Origin of the sequence: Bradyrhizobium sp. AZCC 2262 (assembly GCF_036924535.1) — a bacterium.
Taxonomy (GTDB): Bacteria; Pseudomonadota; Alphaproteobacteria; order Rhizobiales; family Xanthobacteraceae; genus Bradyrhizobium.
Genome location: NZ_JAZHRT010000001.1, coordinates 8,727,952 through 8,744,579 on the forward strand (window position 1 = coordinate 8,727,952; position 16,628 = coordinate 8,744,579).

A 16,628-nucleotide genomic window follows, 5' to 3' on the forward strand; every position below is an offset into this window, starting at 1 on the left:
CTTCGTGGGGTGGGCAAAACGCAGCGCGCCCACCATTACCGGCGACGTCCCGTATGGTGGGCACGGCGCGACCCGCTGGCTCGCAATGAGGGCGGCACTGCCAAGCCGCGTCTGTGACCTCAACTGCCGAACCGCTCGATAACATCCGCGAGCGGGATATGGCCGACACAAGCGCCTGTTCTCGGACCGATGTCGCCGTTCTCCAACGCCGTTGCATGGATGACGGCCGGGTCGGCCTCGATGCGCCGGCGCAGGGCGGCGAGCTTGGGCCAGCGTGAAGGATTGGCGACCTGATGGAAGTCGAGCCATCGCGCGACGCCGACCAGAAGGCCATCGGCCAGCGTCGGGCGCTCACCCATGAGAAAAGGTTGATCCCCGATCATGGCCTCGATCTTGTCGTGCCGCTCGATCACCCGCGCGGCGCCGAACTCACGCAGCGATGCCTGCATTTGCGGGTTCGGTTTCGCCATCTCCATCGCCACCCATAGCGGCGAGAAGGCGCCGGTGAAGCCGGTGTTAACAAAGGCCATCAGCTGGTGCATCCGGTCGGCTTCCGGCGACAGAGGCGCAAAACTGATGCGCTGCTCGCTGTCTCTTGCCTCCAGCCATCTTGCGATCGCCATCGTCTCGGTCAGCACCCGCCCTGCGTCCGTGATCAGGGCCGGCGTTTCATGCCGGGCATTGATGCGGGCATAGGAAGGGTCGCGCATCTCGCTGAGCATATCGACCCGGCAGAGCGAATAGGGTTTGCCAAGCCATTCGAGGGCGGCGACAAGTCCCATCGAGCTTCCGGCCGGGAAGCCATAAACAAGAACCGGTTCCATTGGTTTGTTCTCCGTGATTTCCGCTGATCGCGCTGCGCAGCGTGGCTGGAATCTACGGATCGCGCTGCCCAAGTAAATTACGCACCTTTTTGTAACCACGAGTGATCGGATGAAAGATCTCGTCTCCCGCTGTCCCATCGAAGAAGTGATGCAGGTCATCAGCGGCCGCTGGCCCGGCCTGCTGATCTACTATCTGAAGCAGGGCACGAAACGCTTCAGTGATTTGCGCAGGGACAACCCCGCCATCTCGCACAGGATGCTCACTCGGGAGCTTCGCAAGCTGGAGGATGCCGGCATTGTCGCGCGCAGTGAATTCGAGGGATATCCGTTGCGCGTGGAATATGATCTGACGCCGGCCGGCCTCAAGCTCGTGCCGTTACTTGACGCGCTCGGTAGCTGGTGGGATGCGACTGAAGCTGGCCGCAGTCAGGGCACGTTACCGGTCCGGGTGACGGAATAATCACAACGCGAGGTACATCAGCCCTCCGGCAAGCCCGCCGCCGCCATCAATTGCATGATCCGTTCGGCCGCCTCGAGATAGACCGGGCTGCAATTCTTTCTGGGCGTCGGGACGTTTTGCACGGTCGAGCCGGGCCGCAATTCACGGCCCTTTTCCATCGCCGCTCTGGCTTCGTCAGTTTTTCCCAATTGTTGATAGGCCGCCGCCAGCAGCATATGCGTGCGACCACTGGCTGCGGTGATCGCGATCGACTTGAGTAGCCAGGGCACCGCGTCTTCGGCACGGCCCATCAGCATGTTGGCCCAGCCCGCGCCGATCATCCATGTCCAGCGCGACACCTGCGGCGTGTCGAACCGGTCCGCCTGCTTGAACGTCGCCAGCGCGTCCTCGAATCGTCCCGTTTGGATCTGCGCAAGGCCGACATGATACAGCGCGATCCCGTTCCACGGATCGAAGCTCAAGGCTCTCGCGCACGCGACAAGGCTGGCGCGAAACTGGTTGGTCGCGTTGAGGAAGCGGCAATAGGCCTCGAGCGTCGGGATATGATTGGGCTTTGCGCGCAGCGCCTGCTGCAGCATCGCGTCGGTCTTGGCCTCCGCCGCTTCGCGCTCGGGTCCGCTCAGCCACACCATCTGCACGCCGCGCATCAAGAGCGCGGCCAGCGCCACCTGTACGTCGACATTGTCGGGATCCTCGGCGAGCGCTTTCTCCAGCATGGCCTGCGCCGCCTGAAAACGTTCCGGCGAGGTCTGGTTGATATGGGCGGTGGCCTGTTCGATCACGACCTTGCTCTTCGAGGCGGGTGGCGTGTCGGCATTCAGCAGTTCGTTGATGCGCAGCGCCAGGGCGTGACCGACGCCCGCCGCGAGCCGGGACTGCTGCATCTGCAGGTCGGTATCCGCAGGGTTGACCGAGTACGACGCGGTCCACTTGACCTCGCCGGTTGCCGTGTTGGTCATGCGCGTTCGTATCGTCCAGGCCTGCTCGCTCTTCTGTAGTTCGCCCTTCACCACGAAGTCGGCCTTCGGTGCATCCGTTTCCGGGGCCAGCACGCGGATGTTTTCGATCTTCGCCAGCCCGTCGGTGAGGCGGTCGCTCACCTCGGCCGCCATCTGGGCGACGAGGGGATCGTTGCTCGCATCCGCGATCGGCATCACGGCGATGGTCGCGGGCCCGCGCGCAAAGATCAGGCCGGGGCGCAACATCCACACGCCAATCGCCGCGCACAGGATGGCGAGCCCCGCGACAGAAGCGAACGCGATGCGACGCCGGCTGAAGTCGAAAAAGCGTTTCGCGGGTTCGCTGTTCGTTTCAACCGTCGCCATCGTGTCCGGTACGGCCGGTTCGGGCTGGCTGACGGGCGCAATTTCCGGCACCGTAGGGACGGGGACCTCAGTCACTTCGGCCTGGAACAGGTAGCCGCGGCCGGAGATCACCCGGACCACCTTGCGCTTGTCGTCGCCGAGCGCGGTGCGGATTTCGCGGATGCATTGAAAAAGGCTGTCCTCGCCGACATGGACGTTCGGCCAGGCGGCTTCCATCAACTGCTGCTTGCTCAGGACGCGGCCGGCATTCTTGGCGAGCAGCCGCAGTATCTCCAGGGTCTTGGGCCGGAGCCTGATCGTCCCGCCATCGGGCGCGCGCAGCTCGGCGCGCTCGGAATCGAGCTCGAAACCAGAAAAGCGCAGCACCGTCCCCCTCCCGCCGGCAACTGTCCCCATTTAGTCCCCGGATCGACCTCAAAAATGTGCCCAGACCCACAGGTGCGCCGAATATCAGAAAAATTTCAGAATGTCCCGGGTGCAATCTCAGGACGTTCGGAGCGCAAAATGACAGGTATGGGCCAAATTGATTTGGGAGTCGTGCCGAATGGGGACTGCGATGCCGGACAGGCGCGGGTCTCGGCAGGCCGGGCGGACAATGGTCGATACACGTTATTGCTACGTTGAGCGGCGCGACGCCGCGCTGGCCACGGCGTCCGCCGAAGTGAAATGGCGTAACGGCTTTGCGGTCGGCGCCACCTTCAAGGGCGAGTTCTCCAATGTCACCCGCAGCGGCGCAGGCTAAGGGGGCGTTCGCCATGTGTGGTGAGCTTCACAACCGGACCGGCATCTTCATGCTAAAATCAATTCGCCCCGCCCACGACAAAGCCCCTGAAGAAGCCGATCAGCCCGCAAAGCAAGGATTGAACAGCATGGCCGAAGCTCTGAACCTCGCCCAGGTCAAGGCCGAACTGTCCTATCTCAATCGTCTGGAGGAAAGGCGCGAGACCAACGTGGAGAATTTGAAGCGCCTGAAGGAAGCCCGTGACGCTCTGCTCGGCAAGGGAAGTGAAGTCGCGGGGACCTCAACCTCACGAAGATTCTAGAGCCGCCGATTGCTTCGCGGGGCCTCGGCCGGTGCCTTGCGTCGACCCGGCGGCTCGCAATGACGGAGCATGGTTGGTGATCTATCGTCTCAACTCGGCAATGCCCAATTCCGTCCACATCCAGTCGAAGCTGTAAGTCGCCATCGCACTATTGGACTCGCCGGCCTTGGCCGTCCGGTTTTCCATCATCTTGAGCCAGTCGGCGACTTTCGCGCGCCCGCTTGCGGTCTTGACCGCCGCGCGTGGCGATTTGTTTCCGAGCGCCGGGACGGGTTGATCGAGCGTGTCGCGATAATGCCGGTCCATGGTTTCGTGGATCATCGCGCTCCGCTCCTGCTCTGAAACATCGTACTGCTGCGGCGCATCCGCATCGTATGACGCCAACATCTGCTCGACGGTTTCCGTCACGACCGAAGGCTGCCCGATGCGCTCTCCAAGTATCGTGGACAACAGTTCAATCCCCCGTTCCGAACGCTCCAGCGAATTGACCGATAGCACCAGGGTTCTGCCGTCCAGTTCAACGCTGCCGAGCACGAGCGCGCCGTTGTCGCGCGTCGTTTCGATGGTCAGGGATTTCGACGGTCGGGCTCGGGCGGCCGATACTGCGGCGCGTTTCTTCAAACGGACCCAGTTCCATTGCGTCGCGGTTGCCGGCCGGAGATCGGCGCATAAATCCAGCGCCGCGCGGACGTCGTCGTCCGCCGTGCCGTCGGCGAGCGGATAGCTAATCGTGCATTGAAGGAGCTCATCGCCGTCGGCGTTGCGCAAATCGGGCATTTCCGGCTGTTCGGCCCGATCGATCGCGTCAAGGAGCCAGCAGGTCGTGAACGTCGAGCTTACCGCACGCAGCCTTTCGGTTTCCGAAAGGTTGGTGATGACGGCTGCGTCGAAGTCTTCTCCGATCGCTTTGGCTAACTCCTTCTTTTCCTTTCGGGTGAGCTTGCCGATGCTGCGAAAGCCTTTGATGAGATCTTCCGATGTCTCGTATTCGTACGACAACACGGCGCCGCTGATCTGCGTCTGCTGCCCCACCTGAACGACGCGCCCGGCGAAGCGGTCCCATTGCTTGAGGGTGCGGGTTGCCGACCGCTCGCTGATCAGCACCGGCTCGCCTCCGCGCACGAGATCGCGCGCGCGAAACGATTTATCGGGCACGACGTCGCTCACTTCGTAGATACTAACCACCGAATTTCGCAAAGCGGCCATATAGGCGCGAACGGATGAGGTTTCCGTCGATCCAGGGCGCTTCAGATACTCGTCGACGATGTTGCTGCCGTCGTCGAACTCCCGCGTCAGCAGGTCCTCGAAGGCGCTGGCCCAGACCGTTCGCATGAACAGATCCTCGCCGAGGGCCGAGACGATCGCGCCGGCCTCGAGGCCGGTCTCGTCGCAGGTCGGAAACACGTGATCTTCGAGGACCGCTTCAAACCGGTCGCGCCATGGCTCGCGCGTCGTCCATTTCATCAGCCCCTCGAGCAAATGCTTGCGCGCCATATTCCGGCTCCACCATGGGACCGTCGACCGCGGTCCGTGGCGTTACTCTATCGTTCCAATGATGGTCTGCAATCACTCGCAGCGAAATCAACAGGGGCCAGTCAACGCCGGTCCGGCTCCGACGCCGGGCCGGCCGCAGGCTCGATCGTTATGCCGTTGACTTCGCTCCAATCCCTCAACGCCGTCTCGGTCGCCTTGTTCTCGAAATCGTACCATCGATCGAGCGCGTTTTTTCGTTGCAGCAGATCCTTGAACCGCGCATAGGCGCCCCTCTTGTCGAACATTCGCCGGATTTCATCGTATTCGTCCGGAAGAATTTGCCTGGCGAACTCGAACACCAGCGGCTTGCCGAGGTCGAGTTCCTTCTTGTGAGGGATCGAGAGATATTTTTCCTCGTCGTCGGCATCGTCCGGCCACGCTTCGATGTCCTCCTCCACGTCGGTCTGCCAAAGAAATTTGCCGGTCTTCCGGCAGAGGAGGGCCTCATGCTCGCCCGGCTGTCCGAAGCTGGCGAATTCGAACGCATGTAGCAGCTCATTCCAATCAACAGATACCGGCATCGGTGTTCTCCCACTTGCCGCGGTTGGCAGACCCTCCGCTGTCATCGCTCGCAATGACGATTGAGATTATCAGCCATTCATCCGCTCGTCACATGCACACCGGGCCTCTCGCCCGCATTCCACTTGCCGCCGATCGCTCGCTCGATCTGCGCGGCCAGTTGCAGCAGCAACCCGTCATTGGCCTGCCTGGCGATTGCCTGGATGCCGAGCGGCAGGCCGTGCTCATGGGTGGCGAGCGGCAGCGAGATCGCGGGGATGCCGCAGAGATTGGCGAGCGGCGTAAAGGCAAAATTGCGCCAGAGGTTGCCGAACCAGTCCAGAACCGACGGATTGTCGCTGATGGTCAGATACTCCGTGGTGCCGACCTTCGGCGTCGGCAATGCCGTGATCGGCGTCAGGATGATGTCCCAGTCCTCGAAGAAGGCGCCGAAGCCGCGCGAGGTCGTGTTGAACACCGCCTGCATCCGCGCCCGGTCGGCAAAGCTCATGTGCCGGCCCGCTTCCCAGATCCGCACATTGACCGGTTCGATGAGATCGGCCGGCGGCTGCGTCAGCCCGCGCGCGGTGAGCATGTTGCCGATGACGATCGCGAAATTGCTGATGTAGCAGGTGGTCTGCGCCGCAAACGCTTCGCGATAGTCCAGCTCCGGCAAGGCGTGGTCGACGTGATGGCCGAGGCCTTCGAGGAAGCGTCCCACCTTCTGCAGCTCGGCCGCAATATGCGGCGTCGCCTGGTAATCGCCCCACTGGTACGACAGCGCGATTTTCAGCCGCCCCGGATCGCGCATGATCATCCGCGTATAGGGCTCCGGCGGACTCCAGAACGGCATGAATTCGCCGGGCGCCGGACCGCGGCAGGCGTCGACGAAGGCCGCGGTGTCGCGCACCGTGCGCGACTGGCAGCCTTGAATCGAGACCAGCCCGCTGAGGTCGGACAGAAGCGGCGACAGCGAGAACACGCCGCGCGAGACTTTCAGCCCGATATTGCCGTTGACCCCTGCAGGAATCCGGATCGAGCCGCCGCCATCCGTTGCATGCGCGATCGGGACCGTGCCGGCGGCGACCATCGCGGCGCTGCCGGCGGATGAGCCGCAGGTGGTGTAATCGGTATTCCAGGGGTTGCGCGTGACATAGACGGCGGGATTTTCGGCCGAACTACAGACGCCGAATTCCGGCGTGGTGGTGCGGCCGATCAGATTGAGCCCGGCCCCGCGCATCTTCGACGTCATGAACGTATCGGCCGCGGCGCGATTGCCGCGCATCATCAGCGAGCCCATTTCCTGCAGGCGGCCCTGCATCGTCGGGCCGAGGTCCTTCATCAGGAACGGCAGGCCGGCAAACGGTCCGTCGAGATTGGTGCCGTCGGTGCCGGGGTCTGTGATCGCATCCTCGAAGATTTCGACGACGGCTGAAAGCGCGGGATCGACCTTGGCGATGCCGGCGGCCGCCTGCGTGGCCAGCTCCGCGGCCGTCAGTTCACCCTTGGCGACGCGCGCGGCAAGCGCGACGCCGTCGTGGTCAGCCCATTCGTCCCAGCTCATCGGCAAGTTCATGCAATCGGCCCCTTCGAAAATAGCTCGGACCTTAAAACATGATCGAGGAACAGGCGGAACTGCTTTTCACCGGCCCGCACACCGGTTCATCGTGACATCAGCGACGGCCGTCGAGCGGCAGCGTCTTTTAGGAACGGAAATCGATGCCACGCACGATGATGCCGGGAGGAGTGCCCTCGAACTCCCGCGCCTGGAATTTGCGGGACGCACAGGCCTCGATCCGGTCCCGCAACCGCGCGAACTGTTCCTCGCGCCGGGCTGCCGGCGTGCGTGGCACGTGTTCCAGTTCATCCATCGCCGAAGCACTGACGGCGCAGGGCACTTCCCTGCCGTCGTCCATCATGGAAAACAACAGGACCATTCGGTCGTCGTCATAGCCCCGGATGTTGCCGCGCGCGAATGTCATCAGGCTTCTCCTCCCGAAACGGAACGATCTTCCGGCTAGGCCTTCCTTTTCGTCGGCGGCGGATTGATTTCCGCGATCCTGCGCAGGCAGTCCGCTTCAGAAGAATGCGGCCCCGAGACGAAGGTTCCGCTGACCTTGGTCGAGTACCAGCCGGACTCGACGCCGAGACGAAGCGATTCTTCCATCAGGACGTGACGTGGCGAGAGATTTTGCATCAGGTGCTTTCGGTTTACGCCGTTCGATCCTGGTCGGGACGGCTGGATGAAGTGCATCGTTCTATTGGGCCGAGCGTCTTGTTCAGCTCTCCTCTGCGGAAAGCCGGGTGAGATCCGCAAGTACCGCGGCCACGAGGTCACGGTGATGAGTGTCCATCGCCGGCAGGCCGGCTGAATACAGGTTGAGCACGTAGCGCGCCTTGGCCACCGCCTCGGGCCACGAGGTGGCTGGCGCGCCGAGGATCTCGATTTCGACAACGCCCTGCTTGTCACGCAGCAGCTTCGCGTTGGCCTCGACGTCGGCGATCACGCGACGGATATCGGTGGCCTTCTGCGCCGCCATGCCGCGATGCTTGTCGAGATCGATCGGGGTATCAGTCACGCGGCGCGCTCGCGTCGATGCGTTGCGCGTCGGACAGATCGATCGAACTGATCGAGATCATTTCCATCGCGGAACGTTGCGGCGGCGCGCCGGGCACCATGATCATGGTGGCGACCCGCCGGAAGCAGGGAAACGAAAGGCCCTCGATCATCTCCTCGTCGGTGACGATTTCGTAAGCCCCCGGCGCGAGCTGCCGATCGATACCCTTGATGCGGAACGGATGCCTGAAGTGAACCGTTTCCCGTCGCGTGCGCGTGGTCATGCCGGCAGCCCGGCGAAGCTGCGCACGAAGTCATGAAGTTGTTCGGACATCGTCACAGCGTGCGCGCTTTTGCGGCAATTAGCTATCGTTTTCTCCGCCGCGGGCCGCATTTGACCGAATAACCCGGCCGCAGCCTTGTATTGGGTGGTTTCGTAGCCATTTCGAGTAGTCAGCAGCCTGAAAGGCATTTCGAGTGAAGCTTCGTGTCGGATTCGAAATGCTCTACGATTTCTCGCAGCCGACACCCATGATCATGGTGCTGGGCACACACTTCACCCGCGCATCCGATGTCATCATTCCGGACTTCCTCACCACCGACCCGGTCGTCGAAATCACGCCCTATCGCGACATGTTCGGCAATTGGTGCAGCCGCATGGTTGCGCCCGCCGGCCGCATGCGTCTGCACGGCGATGGCGTCGTCCGCGACAGCGGCCTGCCGGATCCGGTGTTTGCTTCGGCGGTTCAGCATGCGGTCGAGGATCTGCCCGCGGATACCCTGGTCTATCTGCTCGGCAGCCGCTATTGCGAGACTGACCGGCTTTCGGAAATCGCTTGGCAATTGTTCGAGAAGACGGCGCCGGGCTGGTCGCGGGTCCAGGCGATCTGCGATTTCGTGCATCGTCACATCGCGTTCGGATATGAGCATGCGCGCGCCAGCAAGACGGCGTGGGAGGCTTATGAAGAAGGCAAGGGCGTCTGCCGCGACTATGCCCATCTGGCCATCGCGTTCTGCCGCTGCATGAACATTCCCGCGCGCTATTGCACGGGCTATCTCAGCGACATCGGCACGCCAAAACCCTGGGCCGTGGGCGATTTCGCCGGCTGGTTCGAAGCCTATATCGGCGGGCACTGGCGCACCTTCGATCCGCGCAACAACGTGCCGAGGATCGGCCGCATCCTGATCGCGCAGGGGCGCGATGCCTCCGATGTCCCGATCACCCAGACGTTCGGACCGAACACGCTGGTCAGCTTCAAGGTCTGGACCGACGAGGTCGCGTGACAGGAATCGTCCCGCGTCCGCCTGCTTAACTTGGAACTGCATCAATCGGGAAGGAACTCGGATGAAAACGACTCTCGCCGTGCTGGCACTGTGCGCGTCTGCGACGGGCGCTCTTGCCGCAGCGCCTGAGTGTCGCGTGATCGAAAACGCCAATGCGCGGCTGTCGTGCTACGACGCCGTGTACCCTCCGAAAATGGAAAAGTCGGCAGTCTCCGAAAGAGACCCGTCGCGAGCCGCCTACAAAGATCCGTTCAGCGCGGAAGAAGCCAGGACCAGCGCCAAGCTGAAGAATATCTGCCGCGGTTGCTGACATGGGACACCCGGCTGGCAAGCGCTGTTCTTCGCTCGTACGGCAACGGCGCGACAGCCAGTCTTGCTAGCTCACCAAGGTGCGCACCTTCAAGACGGCATCGTAGATCTGGACCTGAAGCATCGGATAAGCGGTCTTCAGCTTTCGGCCGGAGACTTCAGCAGCCTCGGCCGTGTCAAACTCCGACTTGAAATGGCCGTCGACAATCGTCGCGAACCCTTCGGTGGGAGGCCTGTCGGCCCGCACCGCCTTCTTCGGCTCCGGCTCTTCGATTGAAAGCAGGGGTTTTTTCATCGTGATTCCTTTCGCGTTCACCGCGATTATTGGATCTGCGTGGAAGCTGGGTACAAAACCACGGCTGGCGCGTCGTGATCCGCATCTCCGTCACTGCGGAGTTGCCGCTGGAAAATGACTGTTACAGCGACCAGGAGACCGAGAACGCCCGGCACCAGTATTGGAGGTACCAGCCACTCTCGCAGATTGAGGGGCGGTGATCCGTGCAGCAGACGCTCTTTTCGTCATGATGTCGAGGGAAATCCCCAAAAGCGAAGGCAAGGGTCAGCGTTTGTGCCGCACCTTACCCGATCGCGATAGTGATGTGATGGTTGCTATTGGGTACGGCAGTATCCATATGACGATCAGCGTACCCGGTCTCGCAACAAGGCGAGTCCGGCAGACGCAACGCTTAGCCACACAATCCTGCAGACGATATCGACCAACGGCATGTCGCTTTGGCGTGCGCGTTACGGGTCAGGAGACGCTATGTCCATCGAACACGCGTCCGTGCGGGCCATGCACAAGCCCTGGGGCGTCAGCGATCTCCAGCCATGGAGCTGCATCGACGGTACCGGGGACGCGGTGGGAGAGCTCTGGTTCGAGCGCGCCGACAAGAATGCTCCGATTCCCGCGCTGCTCCTTAAGCTGTTGTTTACCAGCGCGCCGTTGTCGATCCAGGTTCATCCGGACGATACGTTTGCGCGCGCGATGGGGATGCCGAACGGCAAGAGCGAAGCATGGTACATCATTTCGGCGGAGCCGGGCGCGCAGATCGGCGTCGGCCTGAGCCGACGGATCACACCACAGGAATTGCACGCGGCGATCGCGAATGGCTCGATCGTTGATCTGGTTCAATGGCGTCCGGTTGCGAAAGGCGATGTCGTCTTCATTCCGGCCGGCACCATCCACGCGCTCGGCGCCGGTATCGTGCTCGCCGAGATTCAGCAGCGCAGCGACACCACATTCCGCCTGTTCGACTACGGCCGAGACCGTGAACTGCACATCGACAATGGCGTAGCAGTTGCCCACACTTGGCCGCTTCGGCCGCCACGTAATCCCGTCAGCCTCACTCTTGAGCGGACGGTTCTGGTTGTGAGCCCGCATTTCGTGCTCGAGCGGCTCGAACTGCCTGAGGGTTCAAGCTGGGCGCTGCTCGCCGATTCGGAAACCTGGGTTCTCGCGCTCGACGGCCATGCGGCGGTCGGATTGGCCGCGCTATCCATCGGGCAGGCGATCTTCGTCAGCGGCGGTCGTGCCAGCATCGAAGTCGGTGCCAACGGATTGACCGCCCTGGTCGCGTATCCCGCAAGCGCTCCGATCGACTCTCTGTTGCACAGGCTTTCCGGGCGATCGACCAGACCTGTTCAGGCCGTTGCTGCCGACCTGGCGGAACTCGCCGGCCTGGCCGAGGCGCGTACATGACGCCGCTCCGCAAGATCGCGGTGATCGGCAATTCGTTGCCTCGCCGCTGCGGTATCGCAACATTTTCGACCGACCTGCAACGCGCGATCTCGAATTCACGGCCAAACCTGCAAAGCTGCATCGTGGCGATGACCGACCACGATCAGACTTATGACTATCCCGTTTCGGTCGCATTGCAGATCAAGGACGGCAGCATCGAGGAATATGTCAGCGCCGCGGCGTTTCTCAACGCCGGCCGGTTCGACATCGTCTGTCTGCAGCATGAATTCGGAATTTTCGGCGGCGAAGCCGGAGCTCACATCCTTGAGCTGCTGTCGCGCCTGACCATGCCGGTCGTCACCACGCTGCACACGGTGCTGGCCGCGCCGTCAGCGGCTCAGCGCGCGGTGATGGAGCGCATCGTCGAGATGTCCTCGAAGGTCGTTGTGATGGCCAGCAAGGGCCGTGAACTGCTGCGCAACGTCTATCGCGTGCCGGACGACAAGATCGAGGTCATAGCCCATGGCATCCCCGACTTTCCGTTTGTAGCGCCGGACGCGGCAAAGGCCAAACTCGGATTCAGCAGCCGGTCGGTCATTCTGACGTTCGGCCTGCTGTCCCCCAGCAAGGGCATCGAGGTCATGATCGACGCCATGCCCTCGATCCTGCAAAGGCGGCCGGACGCGGTCTATGTGGTGCTCGGTGCGACGCATCCCAATCTGGTTCGTGACCAGGGCGAAGCCTATCGCGGCAGCCTGATGGCACGCGTGCGCAAACTTGGCGTCGAGGATCACGTCGTATTCCTCGACCAGTTCGTGGATCACGCCACGCTGCTCGAATTCATTTCAATGTGCGACGTCTATGTTACGCCCTACCTCAACGAAGCGCAGATGACGTCGGGCACGCTGGCCTACAGCTTCGGCCTCGGCAAGCCGGTGGTCTCAACGCCTTACTGGCACGCGCGCGAGCTGCTGGCCGACGGCCGCGGCGTTCTCGTTTCCTTTGGCGACGCGATGGAGACCGGCAACGAAATAGCAGGATTGCTTACCGACAGTCCTCGCCGGCAGGCGATGCGCGAGCGCGCCTACGCGGCCAGCCGGTCGATGACATGGGAGCGCACGGCCGAGCGTTACATGACCGCCTTCGAAAATGCACGGCACGGCCACCGGCTGAAGGTGATCGCGCGTGCCGCGCCGGACGCGATCGCGCCGCATGGCCCCGCGGTGCCCGACATGCAATTGGGCCATTTCCTGTCGATGTGCGACGATACCGGCCTGTTCCAGCATGCCGTGCATTCGGTGCCGGATCGCGCGCACGGTTACTGCGTGGACGATAACGCCCGCGCGTTGCTGTTGGCTTGTGCGCTCAATGAACCGGGCGAGCACCCGCTTTCGGAAAGCCAGACGGGCCACTTTGCCGCCTTTGTGCAGCATGCGTGGAATCCCGATACCAGGCGCTTTCGCAACTTCATGGGTTTCAACCGGACCTGGCTCGAAGATGAAGGCTCCGAGGACAGTCACGGGCGAACCCTGTGGGCCCTGGGTGAATGCGCGCGGAAGGATGCCAGCCGGTCACGGCGTCAATGGGCGACGGCCTTGTTTGCCGAAGCCCTGTCGACCGCCGCGGCCTTTCGCTCGCCTCGCGCAATGGCCTTCACGCTTCTCGGTCTGGACGCCTATTGCGCCGCAGCTCCGGATGATCAGCGCGCCCGTGAGATCAGGCATTCTCTTGCCGACACGCTGGTGGCCGCGCTTGCCTTGGTCGAGACGCCGGACTGGGTGTGGTTCGAGGAAGGCCTGGCGTATGACAATGCGCGCCTGCCGCAGGCCCTGATTGCGGCAGGCCTCGCAACGCAAACGTCCGCCTATGTCGATGCCGGCTTGAGAAGCCTGCGTTGGTTGATGACGCTGCAAACGACGTCGACCGGGCATTTCCGCCCGGTGGGTACGACGAGCTTCGGCGAAGTTCGAAAGCCTCCCGGGACCTTCGATCAGCAGCCGGTGGAAGCCACCGCCACGATTGCGGCGTGCCTGACCGCGTGGCGCGCGGACGGCGATGCCGAATGGAAGACCATCGCGGCCGGGGTTTTCTTCTGGTTCTTCGGCGGCAACGACCTGTCGGTTCCACTCGTCGATCCCGAGACCGGCAGTTGCCGCGATGGACTGCATCCCGATCGTGCCAATGAAAATCGCGGCGGCGAGTCGGTTGTATCCTATCTGCTGGCGCTGGCCGAGATGCGCCAGCTTGCGCGCGCCAATATCAATCCGGCGAATCCCGTGGCGCTTCGCGCCATCGTTTCTTGAGTTAAGCGTCCACCCATGCAAACGCGAACAGAGGGCACCTCGTTGCAAGCCACTTTTGTCAATCGGCGCGCGCTCCATCTGCGGCCTGATCCCGCGCGCGTGATCGTGCGTCCGTTCAAGCCGGCGACCGAACCGCGCGATCTCAACCCGACCGACAAGACCCGTGCCAACCATATTGTCGAGCGCGTGCTCAATCTCGATCCGCAGGCCGCGGCCGGCCAGCTGGCCGATGTGCTGGAGAATTTCCAGGGCCGGCACCGCAACCTGCTGGAGACGTTTGAGCGCCGGGCCGACGAAATGGAGGAGGCGCTGCTCGCGCACTGCACGTTTTCCGAAATACAGCGCCAGCTGATCGGCGCCTACTTCCTGCACGAATATTCCTTCGAAGCGTCGGCACTGTTCAATCCAAGTATCGTGCCGCACCCTGATCAGTCGGGAATTCCGAATGGCAACCTGCGCTTCATTCTGAGCCTGCGAGCCGTCGGTGAGGGGCACGTATCGTCGCTGACGTTTCGCGCCGGCGTCATCGCGGCGGATAGCACCATTACAGTCGATCCGACGGCCCGGCTCGCTACGAGTCCCCGGATCGCGCATCGGGGGGCCGGACCGATCGGCGACGAAGTCGAAATCGTTTTCGAGCCGGCGCCGGACATCAGCGAACGCGTGATCTTTCCGGTGACGGAGTCGCAATCGAACGGCATCGAAGATGCGCGCTTCGTCCAATTCAGCGATGGCGACCGGACGACCTATTACGCAACCTATACCGCCTACAAGGGCACTGCGATCCGATCAGAGCTGATCGAGACCACCGACTTCCTCTCATTTCGGATGGCGCCGCTGCAAGGCGCAGCCGCGCGCAACAAGGGTATGGCGCTGTTCCCCCGCAAAATCGACGGCAGGTACGCCATGATTGCGCGGCAGGACAACGAGAATCTCTATTTGGTCTATTCGGACGATCTCTACAGATGGGAAGGCGGTCAGGCGATCCTGAAGCCGCAATTCCCCTGGGAGTTCGTGCAGATCGGCAACTGCGGATCACCGGTCGAACTGGAGGAAGGCTGGCTGATGTTGACGCACGGTGTCGGCCCGGTTCGAAAATATTCGATCGGCGCAGCGCTGCTCGACAAACGCGATCCCTCCAGGGTGCTGGCGCGTTCGAGCGAACCGTTATTGCGACCCGAACCATCCGAACGCGAAGGCTATGTTCCCAATGTGGTCTATACCTGCGGGGCAATGACGCACAATGATCAGCTCATTTTGCCCTATGCCGTATCGGATACTTACTCCAACTTTGCAACGATCCAGATTTCCGCGTTGATGCGATCGATGTCCTGAATTGGAAATCGCGCGGTGTGACCCGCATCCCGCAAGGAGAGCTCCATGGCTCGCGAAACAAGCTACTTCGTTCAGGCCTTCGATGCCGGCCGTGGAGGAAACCTGAAAGCGGGCGCGCCGATCGCCTGCAAAACGGCAACGGGCGCGCTTCGCACGGCAGAGCGGCTGGCCTTGAGCAAGGTGGGGGTTGTTGCCTTCTCATCCACCGGCGATCCCGAGATGGGCGACTATGACGACGAGCCAACGGTCATCTTCCGCAAGGGAGAGCTGCCATCGGCCTTCGATTGAGACGGGCCCTGCAACTTCCGCGGGGTCGGCCTGCTTTCGGACCACGTCGATCTGCTTCGAGCTGGAAGCGACACGATTGCGTCAGCTATCCTTCCACAGCCGCGATTGAGGAAAGGGCGTCGCGATCGTCTCCGAGGCGTTTTAGCGCTCGCTATTCCCGAGACGCGAGCCTAGGGTCGATCAGCACCGCGTTTCCCACGGCGTCTATCGGTGACTGAGGGCTGAGGATGCTCACGCCCGGACGAACGGAGTTCTTGTTGTCCCAGGTTTGCTTGGCTGCCGACCGGACCGTCCTGCAGTTCCATCCATTGTTGGTGTCGGCCGTGGCATTCCTACATGGATAGGACGATCGAACTGCATTACCTGATTAGCGGCAACAATCAATTTGGCCGGGTCAACCTTAGCCGCATGGCGGCGGGAGCGGCCGTCAAGAAGGCAAAGGAGCTTTTGCAGGAAGGCTATTTGGACGTGAGGATATCCACGCCCCGGGGCCGGATCCTCTTGTCTGATGAGTTTGATCAGCTTGAAGGATAGCGGAGCGTCCACAAGAGGTCCGGGAGGCGAGCCATGAGCGTCAGGGCCTTCAAGACCGCCGATGAGCTCCAGGATATGATTGTCGAGCAGGCAAGGATCCTCCATGGTCCCTGGCCTTCGGGGATGACGATGTTCGTTTTCGACGATGCTTACGGATGGAGCGCGAGCATCAGTCGGCCCATGTCGGAGGCCGAAAATTTCTATCGCACCAAGACGCTCGATCTGATCAGGAGGTTGAAGGTCAGATATGATCTGGACGCGCCTCGCTTCTAGAGCGTTTTCGAGCGAAGTGGACACCGGTTCGCGTCAAGAAAACGCGTCAAATAAGAATCTAGAGCCCCGTTTCGATTCCATCTAAACGGAAAAGGCCCTAGTCGACGACGATATCAGCCAGCAGCATTAAGTTCCGGCGTCACCATCAACCCAGGGAGATCGACATGGCCAAAGGCGAGCAAAGAGGCAATCGGGAAACCAAGAAACCCAAGAAAGAGAAGATCAAGGTGATTGCCGCGGCACCAAGCCAGAAGGGTGCGGGCTGGCAGCCGACCTTGAGTTCCGGCAAAAAGAAGTAATGACGGATACCCCTTGGTTGGGGCGGGTCCTCATTTCCGAACCTTCGGCCGCATACTCAGCCGATGGCGGCGTGTTGGCCGGCTG

At 62.1% G+C, this 16,628-nt stretch carries 22 protein-coding genes; 12 read left to right on the forward strand and 10 right to left on the reverse strand.

What is annotated here, in order from left to right:
- Positions 1–119: 119 nt before the first annotated feature.
- Positions 120–824: a glutathione S-transferase family protein gene (locus tag V1283_RS40965; RefSeq protein ID WP_334392243.1), complete on the reverse strand. Its 705-nt coding sequence runs from the start codon at positions 822–824 to the stop codon at positions 120–122.
- A gap of 109 nt (positions 825–933) precedes the next feature.
- Here V1283_RS40965 and V1283_RS40970 point away from each other — a divergent pair, with 109 nt between their 5' ends.
- Positions 934–1,284, forward strand: coding sequence for a winged helix-turn-helix transcriptional regulator (locus V1283_RS40970; RefSeq protein ID WP_334392244.1), 351 nt, complete (start codon positions 934–936; stop codon positions 1,282–1,284).
- Positions 1,285–1,301: 17 nt separating this feature from the next.
- On the opposite strand, the gene V1283_RS40975 is transcribed toward V1283_RS40970, so the two are convergent.
- Positions 1,302–2,975 (reverse strand): tetratricopeptide repeat protein, encoded by a 1,674-nt coding sequence (locus V1283_RS40975; protein WP_334392245.1) that lies wholly within the window; start codon positions 2,973–2,975, stop codon positions 1,302–1,304.
- A 229-nt stretch (positions 2,976–3,204) separates the two neighbouring features.
- Between V1283_RS40975 and V1283_RS40980 the strand changes: the two genes are divergently transcribed.
- A complete protein-coding gene (locus V1283_RS40980; protein ID WP_334392246.1) occupies positions 3,205–3,351 on the forward strand; it encodes a hypothetical protein in 147 nt (48 codons plus the stop codon).
- Positions 3,326–3,652 (forward strand): hypothetical protein, encoded by a 327-nt coding sequence (locus V1283_RS40985; protein WP_334392247.1) that lies wholly within the window; start codon positions 3,326–3,328, stop codon positions 3,650–3,652. Before V1283_RS40980 ends, V1283_RS40985 begins: the two co-directional genes overlap by 26 nt.
- An 81-nt stretch (positions 3,653–3,733) precedes the next feature.
- On the opposite strand, the gene V1283_RS40990 is transcribed toward V1283_RS40985, so the two are convergent.
- From V1283_RS40990 to V1283_RS41020, 7 genes are all read right to left on the reverse strand, one after another.
- Complete coding sequence (locus V1283_RS40990; protein WP_334392248.1) at positions 3,734–4,819, reverse strand: hypothetical protein; 1,086 nt, start codon at positions 4,817–4,819, stop codon at positions 3,734–3,736.
- 428 nt (positions 4,820–5,247) lie between these two features.
- Positions 5,248–5,706, reverse strand: coding sequence for a hypothetical protein (locus V1283_RS40995; protein WP_334392249.1), 459 nt, complete (start codon positions 5,704–5,706; stop codon positions 5,248–5,250).
- A gap of 77 nt (positions 5,707–5,783) precedes the next feature.
- Positions 5,784–7,259 carry an amidase gene (locus V1283_RS41000; protein WP_334392250.1) on the reverse strand — a complete coding sequence of 492 codons (1,476 nt, stop codon included), beginning with the start codon at positions 7,257–7,259 and terminating at the stop codon, positions 5,784–5,786.
- Positions 7,260–7,386: 127 nt separating this feature from the next.
- Positions 7,387–7,665: a DUF1488 domain-containing protein gene (locus V1283_RS41005; protein WP_334392251.1), complete on the reverse strand. Its 279-nt coding sequence runs from the start codon at positions 7,663–7,665 to the stop codon at positions 7,387–7,389.
- Positions 7,666–7,700: 35 nt separating this feature from the next.
- A complete protein-coding gene (locus V1283_RS41010) occupies positions 7,701–7,880 on the reverse strand; it encodes a hypothetical protein (protein ID WP_334392252.1) in 180 nt (59 codons plus the stop codon).
- 82 nt (positions 7,881–7,962) lie between these two features.
- Positions 7,963–8,262, reverse strand: coding sequence for a hypothetical protein (locus tag V1283_RS41015; protein WP_334392253.1), 300 nt, complete (start codon positions 8,260–8,262; stop codon positions 7,963–7,965).
- Complete coding sequence (locus tag V1283_RS41020; RefSeq protein WP_214493159.1) at positions 8,255–8,524, reverse strand: hypothetical protein; 270 nt, start codon at positions 8,522–8,524, stop codon at positions 8,255–8,257. Before V1283_RS41020 ends, V1283_RS41015 begins: the two co-directional genes overlap by 8 nt.
- A 193-nt stretch (positions 8,525–8,717) precedes the next feature.
- Here V1283_RS41020 and V1283_RS41025 point away from each other — a divergent pair, with 193 nt between their 5' ends.
- Together V1283_RS41025 and V1283_RS41030 are read left to right on the forward strand one after the other, a co-directional pair.
- Positions 8,718–9,524 carry a transglutaminase-like domain-containing protein gene (locus V1283_RS41025; RefSeq protein WP_334392255.1) on the forward strand — a complete coding sequence of 269 codons (807 nt, stop codon included), beginning with the start codon at positions 8,718–8,720 and terminating at the stop codon, positions 9,522–9,524.
- A gap of 61 nt (positions 9,525–9,585) precedes the next feature.
- Positions 9,586–9,834 carry a type VI secretion system-associated protein TagO gene (locus V1283_RS41030; RefSeq protein ID WP_334392256.1) on the forward strand — a complete coding sequence of 83 codons (249 nt, stop codon included), beginning with the start codon at positions 9,586–9,588 and terminating at the stop codon, positions 9,832–9,834.
- A gap of 66 nt (positions 9,835–9,900) precedes the next feature.
- Here the strand turns inward: V1283_RS41030 and V1283_RS41035 are convergent, their stop codons facing one another.
- Positions 9,901–10,128, reverse strand: a complete 228-nt coding sequence (locus V1283_RS41035; protein WP_334392257.1) for a hypothetical protein — start codon at positions 10,126–10,128, stop codon at positions 9,901–9,903.
- A gap of 468 nt (positions 10,129–10,596) precedes the next feature.
- On the opposite strand from V1283_RS41035, the gene V1283_RS41040 reads away from it, so the two are divergent.
- The 7 genes from V1283_RS41040 (at position 10,597) to V1283_RS41070 (ending at position 16,543) form a co-directional block, all read left to right on the forward strand.
- On the forward strand, positions 10,597–11,532 hold the full coding sequence (locus V1283_RS41040; protein ID WP_334392259.1) for a class I mannose-6-phosphate isomerase: 936 nt from the start codon (positions 10,597–10,599) through the stop codon (positions 11,530–11,532).
- Complete coding sequence (locus V1283_RS41045) at positions 11,529–13,814, forward strand: glycosyltransferase family 4 protein (protein ID WP_334392260.1); 2,286 nt, start codon at positions 11,529–11,531, stop codon at positions 13,812–13,814. The genes V1283_RS41040 and V1283_RS41045 overlap by 4 nt, the downstream gene beginning before the upstream one ends.
- 15 nt (positions 13,815–13,829) lie before the next feature.
- Positions 13,830–15,149, forward strand: a complete 1,320-nt coding sequence (locus tag V1283_RS41050; protein WP_334392261.1) for a glycoside hydrolase family 130 protein — start codon at positions 13,830–13,832, stop codon at positions 15,147–15,149.
- Positions 15,150–15,194: 45 nt separating this feature from the next.
- Positions 15,195–15,437, forward strand: coding sequence for a hypothetical protein (locus V1283_RS41055; RefSeq protein ID WP_334392262.1), 243 nt, complete (start codon positions 15,195–15,197; stop codon positions 15,435–15,437).
- A 336-nt stretch (positions 15,438–15,773) separates the two neighbouring features.
- Complete coding sequence (locus tag V1283_RS41060) at positions 15,774–15,971, forward strand: hypothetical protein (protein WP_334392263.1); 198 nt, start codon at positions 15,774–15,776, stop codon at positions 15,969–15,971.
- A gap of 33 nt (positions 15,972–16,004) precedes the next feature.
- Positions 16,005–16,244, forward strand: coding sequence for a hypothetical protein (locus V1283_RS41065; protein WP_334392264.1), 240 nt, complete (start codon positions 16,005–16,007; stop codon positions 16,242–16,244).
- 164 nt (positions 16,245–16,408) lie between these two features.
- On the forward strand, positions 16,409–16,543 hold the full coding sequence (locus V1283_RS41070) for a hypothetical protein (RefSeq protein WP_334392265.1): 135 nt from the start codon (positions 16,409–16,411) through the stop codon (positions 16,541–16,543).
- Positions 16,544–16,628: the final 85 nt, after the last annotated feature.